This window comes from Pseudorhodoferax sp. Leaf274 (assembly GCF_001422445.1).
Taxonomy (GTDB): Bacteria; Pseudomonadota; Gammaproteobacteria; order Burkholderiales; family Burkholderiaceae_C; genus Pseudorhodoferax.
Genome location: NZ_LMNA01000010.1, coordinates 1 through 13,127, shown reverse-complemented (window position 1 = coordinate 13,127; position 13,127 = coordinate 1). Strand labels below are relative to the sequence as shown.

Genomic DNA, 13,127 nt, shown 5'->3' with positions numbered 1-13,127 from the left:
GGGGAGCGATCTCAGTCGCGGAAGGACGCCGTGCTGGCCGGCTCCAGCCGCTGCAGCAGCGCGCGCCACTCGCGGGCGTAGGGGTCGGTGGGCTGGGCGGCCAGGCGGTTGGTGTCGCCGCTTTCGTACTGGCGCGCGGTCAGCTCGCAGACCTCTTCGGGCACCGGGTGGATGGCCTGGCCCGTGCTCTGGATGGCGACCTGCACGCGGCAGGCGCGCTCCAGGTTGTGCATGAGGATGAAGGCCTCGGAGATGGTGCGGCCCAGCGTGATCAGGCCGTGGTTGCGCAGGACCATCGCGCGCGAGGTGGGGCCCAGGTCGGCGACCAGGCGCTCGCGCTCTTGCAGGTTCAGCGCGATGCCCTCGAACGCGTGGTAGGTGACGCGGTTGTGGAACTGCAGCGCCCACTGGTTGCAGGGCTGCAGGCCGCCGGCCAGCGACGACACGGCCACGCCCGCCACGGTGTGGGTGTGCAGCACGCAGACGGCGTCGTGGCGGGCCGCGTGCACGGCGCTGTGGATGGTGAAGCCGGCCGGGTTCACGTCGTGATCGCCCGGCTCGACGATGTTGCCGTCGAGGTCGATCTTCACGAGCGAGGACGCCGTGATGTCGCGGAACAGCATGCCGAAGGGGTTGATCAGGAACTGGTCTTCGGTGCCGGGCACGCGCGCGGAGATGTGGGTGTAGATGCTGTCGTCCATGCCGTACAGGGCGACGAGCCGGTAGGCGGCGGCGAGGTCGTTGCGGACCTGGCGTTCGGCCGCCGACATGGCGGGTGCGCTGGCGGGCCGGCCGGCGGCAGGGGTGGCCGGGGCGATGCGTTCTGCTGTTTCCACGGGTTCTCCGGAAGTGTTGGCTGTCATCTGTCGACAGCTGACATCATGCAGATCCCGTGCCAGCAGAAATATCGGCAAATACCCGCGATTCCGGGGGCGCATGGCGCAGGTCGGGTGCGTTTGCGCACCAAGGGCGTGCGTGGCGTGCATGGCGCGCACGCTGGGCGGGCAGGGCAGCGGCCGATCCGAATGGCCGACAATCCGGCCCCGCCATCCGCACCGAGAGAGTCCGCCCGCATGTCCATCCAATGGTTTCCCGGTCACATGCATTCGACGCGCAAGGCCATCCTCGAGCGCCTGCCCGAGATCGACGTGGTGATCGAGTTGCTGGACGCGCGCCTGCCGGGCTCCAGCGCCAACCCGCTGATCGCCGAGCTGACCCAGGGCAAGCCCGCGCTCAAACTCCTGACCAAGCAGGACCTGGCCGACCCGGAGCAGACCGCGCGCTGGCTCGCCCATTACCAGGCCCAGGTCGGCACCAACGCCATCGCGCTGGATTCGGGCATGGCCGCGCCGGTGCGCGCGCTGGCCCCGGCCTGCCGGGCACTGGCGCCCAACCGCGGCGGCATGGCCAAGCCGATGCGCGTGCTGGTCTGCGGCATTCCCAACGTGGGCAAGTCCACGCTGATCAACAGCCTGCGCGGCAAGCGCGCCGCCAAGACCGGCGACGAGGCCGGCATCACCAAGACCGAGCAGCGCATCGTGCTGGAGGACGACTTCTATCTCTACGACACCCCCGGCATGCTGTGGCCGCGCATCGCCATCGCGCAGAGCGGCGAGCTGCTGGCCGCCAGCGGCGCGGTGGGCCGCAACGCCTACGACGACGAGGAGGTGGCGCTGGCCCTGCTCACGCAGATGCTGGCCCACCACCCGGACCGGCTGCGCGAGCGCTACAAGCTGGCCGACATCTCCGGCTTCAACGACGAAGCCGTGCTGGGCGAGATCGGCCGCAAGCGCGCGCCGTTGCTGGCGGGCGGTCGGCCCAACCTGCAGAAGGCCGCCGAGATCGCCATCCACGACTTCCGCAGCGGCGCCTGGGGCCGCGTGACGCTGGAGACGCTGGAGGAATTCGCCGCCTGGCGCGCGCAAGCCGAGGCGGCAGATGCGGAGCGGGCCGCCAAGCAGGCCGCGCGCAAGCAGAAGAAGCAGCCGCAGCGCGGCGCGGCCGACGCTCCGGACGCGGCGGGCGGTTAGACGCGGCGCTCAGGCGGCCTGCAGCAGCACGGCCAGGTCTGCGCCCTGGACCACGCGGACCGGCGCCTGCCTGGCGAACGCATCCGCGTTCTCGCTGAGTGCGCCGAGCGCGAGGAACACCGCGGCGTCGGCGTCCTTGGCGCGGCGCGCGGCGTCCAGTTCGCGCAGCGGCTCCACGCCTTGGCGCGCGGCCTTCCAGCGCTTGGCGCTGACCAGCGTGGTGCGCCCGCCTTTTTCCAGCACGAAGTCGGCACCGCCCGTGGTGCGCTGCACCGTGTAGCCGGCCTTGCGGTAGGCCGATTCGAGCGCGGCGGCGAATTCGTTCCACGGCATGCCCGCGGCCCGCGCCAGCTGCGCCTCGACCATCGTGGCGCTCGGCGCGCCCCACTGCCGCTTGAGCGCGATGGCGCCGATGATGGCGAACGGCACCCCGCCCAGCGCGCCGGCCAGCGCGTATTCGCGCGGCAGCAGTGCGGCGCTGACCAGCACGAAGCCGCAGGCGATCGCCAGGCTGATCCACCAGCGCGAACGCAGCAGGATCGCGAACAGCGAGTTTTCGGCCATCTTCAGTTTCATGCGGGGGCGCCTCGGGCGTGTCTGGGGTGGTGGGAAAAGGGTGGGTTTGTAGCACGCGGCGCGGCCGCCGCCGCCAGGGCGCCGGTCCATCGCGGTTGCGCAGGACGGCGGCCTGGCGAGCCGGTGGCGCGGGCTGGCGCACCCACGCTGCCACCCCGGCCGGACCCGCGCCCGGCACAACACAGTTGTGCCACATTTGCGCCGCCGGTCTCGGGCCCAATCCGGCATCCCCTCATTGGAGGTTCTGCACGCATGCCACAGTCCGTTCGTACCCACGGCCCGTTTCCCGAGCTGGCCCGCGTGCGGCCGCCCGCGACACCGCGGCGCCTGTTGCGGGCGGCTGCGGCGCTGTGGCTGGTGGCAGCGCTGGCTTCCCTGGCCGTGGCGGCGATCGACCGCTTCCAGGCCGACCGCTTCGAGCAGCAGATGCGCCCGCTGCGGCAGCTGGCCGTGGTGCGGGCCGAGCTGGCGCCCTGGCTGCAGGCGGGCAGTGCCGAGCGCAGTGCGCCGCAGGACCCGGCCGAGCGCTCCGCATGGCTGCACGCGCTGGAACGCGTGGACGTGCTGGGCCAGCGCCTGGCCGGCGCGCCGTTGGACCTGCCCAATGCGCTGGCTGAGCAGGCCCAGGCGCTCCATGCGCAGTGGGCGGGCGCCGACCTGGCCCGCTCCCCCTGGAGCGGCGAGGACGCCGGCCCCGGCCGCGCGGCCCTGGCGGCGCTGCTGGCGGAGGCCGATCGCGTGGATGCACAGGGCGAAACCCGGCTGGCGCAGCTGCGCGCGTACCAGCGGCGCAGCTATGTGCTGGCCTGGTTCGCGCTGGCCGGGCTGCTGCTGCTGGGCCTGGGCGCCGCCTGGCGCTGGGACCGGCGCTGGCGCCAGCTCGAATCGGCCTTGCGCGCGGACGCCGACGAGCACCGCCACATGCTGGACCTGCTGCCGCAGATGGTCTGGATCTGCGATGCCGACGCGCAATCCGAATACCTCAACGAACGCTGGGCCCGGTTCAGCGGCAAGCCCGTGAGCGAACTGCTCGGCTCGGGCTGGCTCGGGCTCATCCATCCGGACGACAACCCGACCGTCCTGCGCGAATGGCGGGAGCTGCAGGCCAGCGGCACCGACCGTCTGTCCGACTTCCGGCTGCGCCACGCCGACGGCAGCTACCGCTGGTGCAGCGTGCGCTTCGGCGCGGTGGGCAGCCCGGCGGGCCGGCCGACGCGCTGGTTCGGCACCAGCAGCGACGTGCACGATGCGCGCGAGGCCAGCCTGGCGGTGGCGCGCAGCGAGCAGTTCCACCGCTCGCTGCTGGCAGCGCTCAACGAGGGCGTCATCGCCTTCGATGCCGAGCACCTCGTCACCGCGGTCAACCCGGCAGCCGAGCGCCTGCTGGACCTGCGGGCCGATTCCATGCTGGGCACGCATCCGGAGCAGTGGAACCTGGTGCTGCACGACACGCAGGGCCAGCCGCTGGATCTCGAACAAGCGCCCTCCAGGCGCGTGCTGGCCGACGGCCAGGCCCGCCGCGATGTGCTGGTGGCCCGCACGGACCGCCATGGCCGGTGCCAGTGGCTGTGCGTCAACGCCGAGCCCGTGCACGGCGGCCCGGACGGTGCGGTCAGCGCCGTGGTCTGCTCGTTCACCGACGTCACCGTGCAGCGGCAGACCCAGCGCCAGGCGCTGGAGCAGCTCGAGCACGAGGTGCAGGCCCGCACGCGCGAGCTGAGCGGCATGCTGCAGGCCCGCACCGAGGCCGAACAGCGCATGCAGGACCTGAACGTGCAGCTCCAGGAGGCCGAGCGCTTCGCCCACCTGGTGGCCGACAACGTGCCGGGCCGGCTGGTCTACTGGGACAGCGGCCTGCGCTGCCGCTTCGTCAACCGCACGCAGCGGGAATGGTTCGGCGAGACCGCCGAGGGCGTGATCGGCCGCACGCTGGTCGAGGTGCGCGGCGCGGCCTTCGCCGAGCGCGTGTTGCCGCGCGTCGCGGCCGCGCTGGCCGGCGAGCCGCAGGAGTTCGAGCAGACCGAGTACAGCGTGCGCGGCGAACGCGCCGACACGCGCGTGCAGTACATCCCCGACCGGCGCGAGGGCGAGGTCAAGGGCTTCGTCGTGCTGGCCACCAACATCACGCGCGACAAGCAGGCCGAGCAGCTGCTGCGCGAACGCCACGAGCAGCTGGAGCAGGCGCGCGACCGCGCCAACGCCGCCAACCAGGCCAAGACCATCTTCCTGGCCAACATGAGCCACGAGATCCGCACGCCGCTCAACGCCATCCTCGGCTTCGCCCACCTGCTGCGCCGCGGGATCGAAGACCCGGCGCAGCAGCAGCAGCTGGTGCGCATCGTCGGCGCGGCCAGCCAGCTGCTGCAGCAGCTCAACGACATCCTGGACCTGTCGCGCATCGAGTCCGGCCAGCTGCGGCTGGACCAGGCCGACTTCTCGCTCGACGGCCTGCTCGCGCGCAGCTGCGCCGCGGTGGTGGACGCCGCGCGCGAGAAGGACATCGAACTCGTGCTGCACGCCGAGCCCGTGCCCGACCTGCTGCGCGGCGACGCCGCACGGCTGCTGCAGGCCCTGCTCAACCTGCTGTTCAACGCCGTGAAGTTCACCGAGCGCGGCGTGGTCATGCTGCGCGTGGAGCTGCTGGCGCAGGAAGGCGGCGCGCTGCTGCTGCGCTTTGCCGTGCAGGACACCGGCATCGGCATCGCCGCCGAAGACCTCTGCCGGCTGTTCACGCCGTTCGCCCAGGCCGACGGCACCAGCACCCGGCGCCACGGCGGCAGCGGCCTGGGCCTGGCGCTGACGCGCAGCATCGCCGGGCAGATGGGCGGCGAGGCAGGGGCCGAGAGCGAGCCGGGCCGTGGCAGCCGCTTCTGGTTCACGGCACGCCTGCCCATCGCCCAGGCGGTGCCGGTGCCGCAGCCCACGCCGCTGTTGGGCCTGCGCGCGCTGGTGGTGGACGACCTGCCCGAGGCGCGCGACACGGTGGCCGAGATGCTGCGCGGCCTGGGCCTGGCGGCCGACACCGCGCCCGACGGCACGCAGGCGCTGGCGCAGGCGCAGCAGGCGCTGCAGGCCGGCCGGCCCTACGACCTGCTGCTGCTGGACAGCGCCATGCCCGGCATGGACGGCCTGCAGGCCGGCACCCGCCTGGCCGCCATCGCGCCGCCGCGCGCCATGGTGCTGCTGGCCACGCACGACCGCGCCTCGCTGCACCAGCTGGCGCGCGACGCCGGCTTCGGCGCGGTGCTGGCCAAGCCCGTCACGGCCGGGCTGCTGCGCGACACCTTGCTGCGGCTGGTGGCCGACGCCGGCGCCGTCGACACCCAGGCCCGGCCCCAGACGCTGCTGGCCAGCACGGCCGGCGCGCGCGTGCTGCTGGCAGAGGACAACCTCGTCAACCAGGAGGTGGCCACGCAGCTGCTGCACGCCGCGGGCGTGCATGTGGAGGTGGCCGGCGATGGCGCGCAGGCGTTGGAGATGGTGCGCAGCCGGCCCTACGACCTGGTGCTCATGGACGTGCAGATGCCGCACCTGGACGGCCTGGAGGCGACGCGGCGCATCCGCCGCGAGCCCGCGCTGGCGCAGCTGCCCATCGTCGCGATGACCGCGAACGCCTTTCCCGAGGACCGCCAGGCCTGCCTGGATGCCGGCATGAACGAGCACCTGGCCAAGCCCGTCGACCCGCGCGAGCTGCATGCCGCGCTGCTGCGCTGGCTGCCCGCCCGCCTCGGCGAGAGCCGGCCGCCCGCCCCGCTGGGGCAGCCGCAGGCCGCGGTGCCGGCGGTGCCGGAGCCGGCGCCGCGGCCGGCCCTGGCCCCCGCACCCGCACCCACCTCGACGCCTGCGCCCGCACCTGCGGGAGCAACGGCGACGGCGAGTTCGGCCGAGACCGTGGCGCGCATGGCCGCGCTGATCGACCTGCCGCAGGCGCTGGAGTACGCCGCCGGCCAGAGCGACATCCTGCTGCGCGTGCTGCAGCAGTTCGTGACCCACTATGCGGCCACCGGCGCCACGCTGTCGCGGCTGCTGGAGGAGGGCGACCGCGCCGGGCTGGCGCGTGCGCTGCACGGGCTGCGCGGCGTCGTCGGCATGATCGGCGCGGGCCGGCTGCGCGAGATGAGCGCGGCGATGGAGGCGGCACTGGCCAAGGGCGCACCGCAAGACGAGCTGCAGGCCCCGCTGGCCGCGCTGCGGACCGAGCTCGACGCCCTGGTCGCCGGCGTCGCGCAGCGGCTGGGTTGATCAGCCGTCCACGCGCTCGAAGCGGTAGCCGAAGCCGTACACCGAGACCATCTTCCAGCCGTGCGTGCCGTCCAGTTGCAGCTTGCGCCGCAACCGGCTGACATGGGTGTCCACGGTGCGCGCGTCGACCTCGGTCGAGACGCCCCAGACCTTGTCGAGCAGGAAGTCGCGCGACAGCAGCTTGCCCATGTTCTGGAACAGGCACACCGCCAGGTCGAACTCCTTCTGCGTCAGCTCCATCGTCTGGCCGGCCATGGACAGTCGCTGGCGGGTGATGTCGATCTCGTACTCGCCCGCGCGCAGCACCGGCAGCGTGCCCGGGCGGGCGCGGCGCGATGCCGCGGTGATGCGCGCCAGCAGCTCCAGCGGCTTGGCCGGCTTGACGATGTAGTCGTCGGCGCCGGCCTCCAGTGCCGCCACCGTCACGGGTTCCTCCTCGCGCGCGGTGATCACGATGCAGGGCAGCTGCCAGCCCACCGTCTTGCGCACCCACTGCAGCACCTCGCCGCCGTTGCCGTCGGGCAGCATCCAGTCGATCAGCGCCATGTCGAAGGTCTCGGCCTGCACGCCGGCCTGGAAGCCGGCGGCCGTCTCGAAGCCCTTGCAGGTGTGGCGGCCCTGCTGCACGAGCAGCGTGAGCAGCTCGCGCTGCACGGGATCGTCTTCCAGGATGGCGATGTGCATGTGTCCCCCCTCTCAAAAAATTCGGATGTCGGCGGTCATGGCGGCGGTGCGTCCGGTCCGGGCGATCACAATCGCGGGCCGTCAGAAACCCACGGAGAACCTGCACGATGCATACCAGCCACCTGACCCTGGCCTACTGGTGCCTGCTGGCCGCCGCCGCGCTGCCCTATTTCACGGCCTGGGTGGCCAAGGCCGGTGCCTTCGGCCCCGGCGACAACAGCGCGCCGCGCGACTGGGCGGCCCGCCAGGGCGGCTGGCGTGCGCGCGCGCTGGCGGCGCAGGCCAACGGCTTCGAGGGCCTGCCGCTGTTCATGGCCGGCGTGCTTGCCGCCCACCAGTTCGGTGCCGCGCAGGCGCGCGTCGACGCGCTGGCCCTGGCCTACGTGCTGCTGCGCGTGGTCTACGTGTCGCTCTACATCCGCGACCGCAGCACGCTGCGCAGCCTGGTCTGGGTGCTGGGCCTGGGCGCCAGCGTGGCGCTGTTCTTCGTGCGTTGACATCTAGAAGCTCACATCCACGACCACGTTGTCGGTGTAGGTGCCCGGCGCCGGGTTGGCCTGGTCCTGGTAGATGCGCGCGGTGTAGGGAATGGTCTGCACGCTGGTGCCCGTGGCCGGCGCCGGGCCGGGCGCGCGGTCGGTGCCGGCGCTGCCCCAGACGGTGTTGTCGGCCTTGAAGATGTCGTAGGCCAGGCGCGAGGTGCCCGAGGCCATGCGGCGCCGCGCGCCGCTGGAATAGCTGCCCGCCGACAGGCCCACGGTATAGACCATGTTGCGGCTGCACTGCAGGCTGATGTTCTGCGACACCGTGGGAAAGCCGGCCAGCAGCGGCGCGCTGCCGAAGCTCACCGGCGGCGCGGTGATGGTGCAGTCGTTGCTGACGGTCAGCGAGATCGTCACCGACTTGGTGGTGGTGCCGTTGTTGGGGAAGCCCACGCACGCGCCGAGCGCGCCGATCAACCCCTCGCAGATGTTGGCGTAGGTCCACGTGACCTGCACGGTGTCGGTGTAGACGCCCGCCGGGATGTTGGGCCCCGGCGTGGTGGCGATGTACAGCGGCACGTTGGTGCTGCTGCCCGTGGTCAACAGACCGACCAGGTTGGCGCCGTTCAGGTCCACCACGAGCGCGCCGCTCGCGTAGCCCGTGCTGTAGCCGCTGTTGCTGTAGATCTGGTAGGGGATCTGCAGGCTGCTGTTGGTGGTGTTCTTGAGCGTGAGGCCGGTGGTGTTGGCCTGCAGCTGGCCCTTGAGCGTGGGGGTGCCGTTCGCCAGCGCCAGCACCACGCCCGAGCAGCTGAAGTTGAAGTTGGCCGAGGTCGTGACCGTGGGGCCGCCCGCCACGCGCTGGGTGGCCACGCTGGTCAGCAGGCCGCCGGTCTCGGTCATGGTGCAGGCCTGCGCGCCCAGCGGGGCGAGGCCGGCCAGCGCCAGCAGGGTGGGAAGGAGGATGCGTTGCATGGTGGGGCGCACAGGGTTAGGGCCAGCGGCCGACGAGCGCCGTGGAGGGCAGGGGCTGGCACACCAGCGGGCCGACGCGGGAAACGCCCGATGCGGTGTCGGCCAGCGTGAAGCGGGCGCGGCAGCTCTCGAAGCCCAGGCCGCGCACCAGCAGTTCGTTGTCCTGCGCCAGGCCTTCCAGGTAGACCTGCCCGTCCCAGCCCAGCGTGGCGCTGCGGCCCGAGCCCAGGTGCTGCACCGACAGGCCCACCGGCAGCGGCCGGCCGGCCTGGTCCACCAGCGTGATGCTGGCCGCGCGCACCTTCTGGATGGAAAAGCGCAACAGCGCGCCGCTGCCGGCGCCCAGCAGCACGCGCTGCTCGGACTGCGCGACCTGCATGTCCTCGGGCAGGTCCAGGATGTCGACCTCGAAGCGCGCCGGGTAGTAGGCGTTCACGCCGGGCACCAGCAGGTGGCCGCGCGCGTTGGTGCGGCCGATCACCTGGTTCTCGAAGCGCACCGGCACGTCGCCCACGCCGGTGGACACCAGCGCGAAGGCGTCGTTGATGCGGTTGGCCGCGAACCAGCCCCCGTCCATGGCCACGATGGAGCCGCTGGCGCCGGCCCAGGTGGAGCTGCGCCCGCCCTGCGCGTAGGCGCCGCCCTGCAGCTGCAGGTAGTCGCCACGCCAGGTCATGCTGCCCTGGCGGTAGTCGTCCGGGCCGGCGCTGTTGGCGTATGAGAGGTTCCAGCCCAGGCCGCCGGCCGGTGGCGGCGTGCGGCTGTACTGCAGCTGGCGGCCGAAGCCGCTGCGGTCGCGCGTGCCCACCACGCTCACGGCGCCGCGGTCGCCGAGCAGCAGCGTCCACTGCAGCTGCACCAGGTAGTCGTCGCCGCCCACGGCCTTGTTCAGGTTCAGAGAGAGGAAGCTGTCGCTGCCGAGCGCGCGCGAGTAGGTGGCCGTGGCCACGCGGGTGCGCGTGCCGTCCAGCGTCTGCGCGTCGAAGTAGCCGACGGCGACGGCGCCGATCGCACCCAGCGACAGGCTGGTGGTCACCTGGGTGTTGCTGCGGGACCCGCCGGCGCTGTCGCCGCGGTCCAGCCGCGCGAGGTCGCGCCAGCCGGCGGTGCGCTGCGTGTGCTGCAGCGCCAGGCCGAAGCGCTGGGCGTTGTACTGGTAGCCGGCGGTCCACTGCACGCCGTCGCCGCCGTGCGCGAGCGCGCCGTTGACCACGCCGTAGCGGCCCATGGTGGCCACCGCGCCGGCACCGGCGACGGCCAGGCCGCGCGCCAGTTCGCCGCGCGCCTCCAGCGTCACCGCGTCGCTCCAGCCGTAGCGCCAGCTGCCGCTGGCCACGGCGCGGCCGTAGCCGAAGTTGTCCTCGCCGTAGCCGCGCCGCAGCGCGCCGGCCGACACGGCGTAGTCGTCGGTGCCTGTCTTGAGCAGCGTGCTGGCCACGTAGAACGGCACCGTGGTCAGCACCTGGCGGCCCAGCGCGTCGGTGGTCACCACGGCGGCCTCGCCCGCGCCCGTGATGAAGGGCATGGTGTTGAGCGTGAACGGCCCCGGCTGCACGTTCTCGCGGCCGGCGCGCTGGCCGTTGATGAACAGGTCCACGGCCGAGGGCACGGCCGCCTGGCCCGAGAAGGTGGGTAGCGGGTAGGGCACGAGGTCGGGCCGGATCGCGAAGTTGCGCGCGAGCTGGATGCCGCCGATGCGCACGGCGCTGCCCCAGGGCAGCGTGGCCGTGATCAGGTCGCCGGCCGTCAGGGTGCGCACGTTGTCGGTGTCGGAGTAGCGCCAGCTGGTGTCGTAGCGCAGGTAGCCCTGGCTGCCGGCGAAGCCCGCGCCATCGCTGCCGGCACCGCCGCCGCCGGACCGCGTGTGGCGCGCCACGCCGGTGTTGGACAGCAGGCCCCAGTCGCCGAACCAGCGCTGCTCGGTCCACAGCGATGTGCTGGCCTCCGCGCGGCCGGGGTTGCTGGCGTAGATCTCGTAGTTCAGCAGGAAGCCGCTGCCCACCAGCGGGCGCAGCCGGCCGACCGGGCCGCCCGTGCCCAGCTGCTGGTCGGGCAACCAGGCCGGCGGCAGCATCAGTTCGAGCCGCTGGGCCACGCTGTCGTAGCGCACGCCCAGGCCCTCGATGCGGTCCACCGCCACCATCTGGCTGCCCGTGGCCGGCGTGCGCACGTGCAGCGCGCGCAGCGTGTCGGCGGCCACGTAGTAGCTGCCGTCCCTCACCAGCACGGGCACCACCTGGCCGGTGGCCTGCTGGTTGACCACCAGTTCCAGGTACAGCGTGGCACCGCCCAGCGCGGCGGCCGCACCGGGCAGCGGCGGGGGCGGCAGCCCCTGCGGCCATGCGCTGGTGCAGGCCATCACCACGGCCGCCAGGACGGTGGAGGGCGAAAGTACATGCATCGGCTCCGCCGCTACTGCGCCGTGAACACGGTCACAGCCTCGGCGTTGTTGACGCGCGCCTGCGGCACATGGCCCGGCGGCGGCGGCTGTTCGAGCTTCCAGCGCATCTCGGCACCCGGCAGCACGTAGCCGAGCAGGCCGGGGTTGATGGTGACCGTGTTGCTGTCGCGCGCCCATTGCACCGCCGTGAGCCGCGCGTGGGCGCGGCCGTCGTTGCGCACGAACAGGTAGTGGCCGTCCATGCCGCGCTCGGTGCGCCAGCGCAGTTCGGGCCTGGCGGCGCTGGCGCTGTCGCGCTGCTTGTCGGCGCGCGGCTTGGTCCAGTGGTCCTTGCCCGAGACGAACAGCGGCACCGAGTAGCGGATCTGCAGCTTGATGCCCATGGCGCTGCCCTGGCGCTGGCTGTCCTCGGCGCCGTCGGCGCTGGGCAGCTCGTCCACCAGCACGCGGTAGGCCAGTTCGGTGCCCTCGGGTGCGGGCCGGGTGTTCATGAGGCGCACCAGCTGGCGCTGGCCGGCCGGCACCACGGCCATGGGCGGGCTGGCCACCACGGTTTCCTGGCTGGCGTAGCCGTCGGTCCGGTCGCTCTGGCTCCAGGCCAGCACGCGGATCTGCAGCGACATCGGCTGCGTGCCGCGGTTCTCCAGCCACAGTGCGGCGGCACGCTGGTCGTCCTCGATCACCGGGTCGAGCGGCCAGATCATGAGCGAGGACTGGGCCTGCACGGCGCCGCCGGCCAGGCAGGCGGCCAAAAACAGCGCCGGTGCCAGCGTCTTGTGCAAGGGGATGGAACGGAACATCGGCTCTCCTACCAGCTGAAGACGACCTGCAGGGTGTCGGTGTATTGCCCGGCCGGCAGCCCGGCGCCGGGCGCGGTGGCGCGGCCGTAGACCGGCACCAGCGTGGGGCCGGCACTGGCGTCCACCGAGACGCCCACGCCGGGTGCGACCACGGTGCCGCCAGCGGGCTGCGTGGTCAGCGTGTAGGGGAGGTAGTAGCTGCCGAAGCGCATGCGGCGCTGGCTGCCCTGGGCATTCTGGCCGCCGTCGATGGTCATGGTCACGGTGGCGCCCGGCGTGCATTGCACCTGCGCAGGGCTGGCCGCCATGCCGATGGACGCGTCGTAGTTGCCGGCCTGGACGGCCGGGTGGCTGCCGAAGTCGAGCTTGCCGAAGCCGATGCCGCTGGTCTGCGACACGTTGCCCACCACCCAGCAGCCCGACGACACCGTCGCGCTGACCAGGAAATTGGCGGTGGTCGGCACCTGGGTAGCCGCGCGCGACACGCCGCTTCCCATCAGTGCCAGGACCGTGCCGGACACCAGCGTCGCCAGCAAACCCGCGAAGCGCATGGATCTCCTTCTGCAGCAGTGAGCAGATTTTGAAACAGTTTCGCTTACTTTTGTGCTGGGGATCGCCCGAATATGTGGATAAGTCACCAGCTCAATGTGACCTGCAGCACATCGGTATACGTACCAGACGTGAGCGCGGCGGTGCTGGTCTTGTTGATGCGGCCGAAGATCGGCAGCGGCAGGGCCACGCCCGTGCCCGGCAGCGTGACGCCGACGGCGCTGGCGCTGGTGGGGTAGGCGCTGGTCATGCCGGCGTCGCTGTAGACCTCGTAGGGCAGGTAGTGCGTGGTGCCCAGCTTCATGGCGCGCGAGCCGACGCCGACCGAGCCGCCCTGGCCGGCGTTGTTGCCGCCGCTGACGGTGATGGACAGCGACAGGACATCGGG

Annotated in this window: 11 protein-coding genes; 3 read left to right on the top strand and 8 right to left on the bottom strand. The window is 72.4% G+C overall.

Going from position 1 to position 13,127, the window contains the following annotated elements; genetic code table 11:
- Positions 1-11: 11 nt before the first annotated feature.
- Positions 12-770, bottom strand: a complete 759-nt coding sequence (locus ASF44_RS13425; RefSeq protein WP_156374496.1) for a class II aldolase/adducin family protein — start codon at positions 768-770, stop codon at positions 12-14.
- Positions 771-1,073: 303 nt separating this feature from the next.
- On the opposite strand from ASF44_RS13425, the gene ylqF reads away from it, so the two are divergent.
- On the top strand, positions 1,074-2,030 hold the full coding sequence (gene ylqF / locus ASF44_RS13420; RefSeq protein ID WP_056899735.1) for a ribosome biogenesis GTPase YlqF: 957 nt from the start codon (positions 1,074-1,076) through the stop codon (positions 2,028-2,030).
- A 9-nt stretch (positions 2,031-2,039) separates the two neighbouring features.
- On the opposite strand, the gene ASF44_RS13415 is transcribed toward ylqF, so the two are convergent.
- Complete coding sequence (locus ASF44_RS13415; protein WP_082524752.1) at positions 2,040-2,606, bottom strand: restriction endonuclease; 567 nt, start codon at positions 2,604-2,606, stop codon at positions 2,040-2,042.
- 252 nt (positions 2,607-2,858) lie between these two features.
- On the opposite strand from ASF44_RS13415, the gene ASF44_RS13410 reads away from it, so the two are divergent.
- The gene (locus ASF44_RS13410) at positions 2,859-6,848 is read left to right on the top strand and encodes a response regulator (protein WP_156374490.1); all 3,990 of its coding nucleotides are present in this window, start codon (positions 2,859-2,861) and stop codon (positions 6,846-6,848) included.
- Here the strand turns inward: ASF44_RS13410 and ASF44_RS13405 are convergent, their stop codons facing one another.
- Entirely contained in the window at positions 6,849-7,532 is a 684-nt protein-coding gene (locus ASF44_RS13405) for a response regulator transcription factor (RefSeq protein WP_056899733.1), read from the bottom strand. It lies immediately after the preceding gene.
- Between the two features lie 107 nt (positions 7,533-7,639).
- On the opposite strand from ASF44_RS13405, the gene ASF44_RS13400 reads away from it, so the two are divergent.
- A complete protein-coding gene (locus ASF44_RS13400; RefSeq protein ID WP_056899732.1) occupies positions 7,640-8,029 on the top strand; it encodes an MAPEG family protein in 390 nt (129 codons plus the stop codon).
- A gap of 3 nt (positions 8,030-8,032) precedes the next feature.
- Here ASF44_RS13400 and ASF44_RS13395 read toward each other — a convergent pair whose 3' ends face one another.
- From ASF44_RS13395 to ASF44_RS13375, 5 genes are all read right to left on the bottom strand, one after another.
- Complete coding sequence (locus ASF44_RS13395) at positions 8,033-8,989, bottom strand: spore coat protein U domain-containing protein (protein WP_056899809.1); 957 nt, start codon at positions 8,987-8,989, stop codon at positions 8,033-8,035.
- A 16-nt stretch (positions 8,990-9,005) separates the two neighbouring features.
- Complete coding sequence (locus ASF44_RS13390; RefSeq protein WP_056899731.1) at positions 9,006-11,390, bottom strand: fimbria/pilus outer membrane usher protein; 2,385 nt, start codon at positions 11,388-11,390, stop codon at positions 9,006-9,008.
- Between the two features lie 11 nt (positions 11,391-11,401).
- On the bottom strand, positions 11,402-12,190 hold the full coding sequence (locus ASF44_RS13385; protein WP_056899730.1) for a molecular chaperone: 789 nt from the start codon (positions 12,188-12,190) through the stop codon (positions 11,402-11,404).
- Between the two features lie 8 nt (positions 12,191-12,198).
- Positions 12,199-12,741, bottom strand: coding sequence for a spore coat U domain-containing protein (locus ASF44_RS13380; protein ID WP_056899729.1), 543 nt, complete (start codon positions 12,739-12,741; stop codon positions 12,199-12,201).
- A gap of 83 nt (positions 12,742-12,824) precedes the next feature.
- Positions 12,825-13,127 (bottom strand): spore coat protein U domain-containing protein (locus ASF44_RS13375; RefSeq protein ID WP_156374488.1); only part of this gene is annotated, 303 nt, incomplete at its 5' end.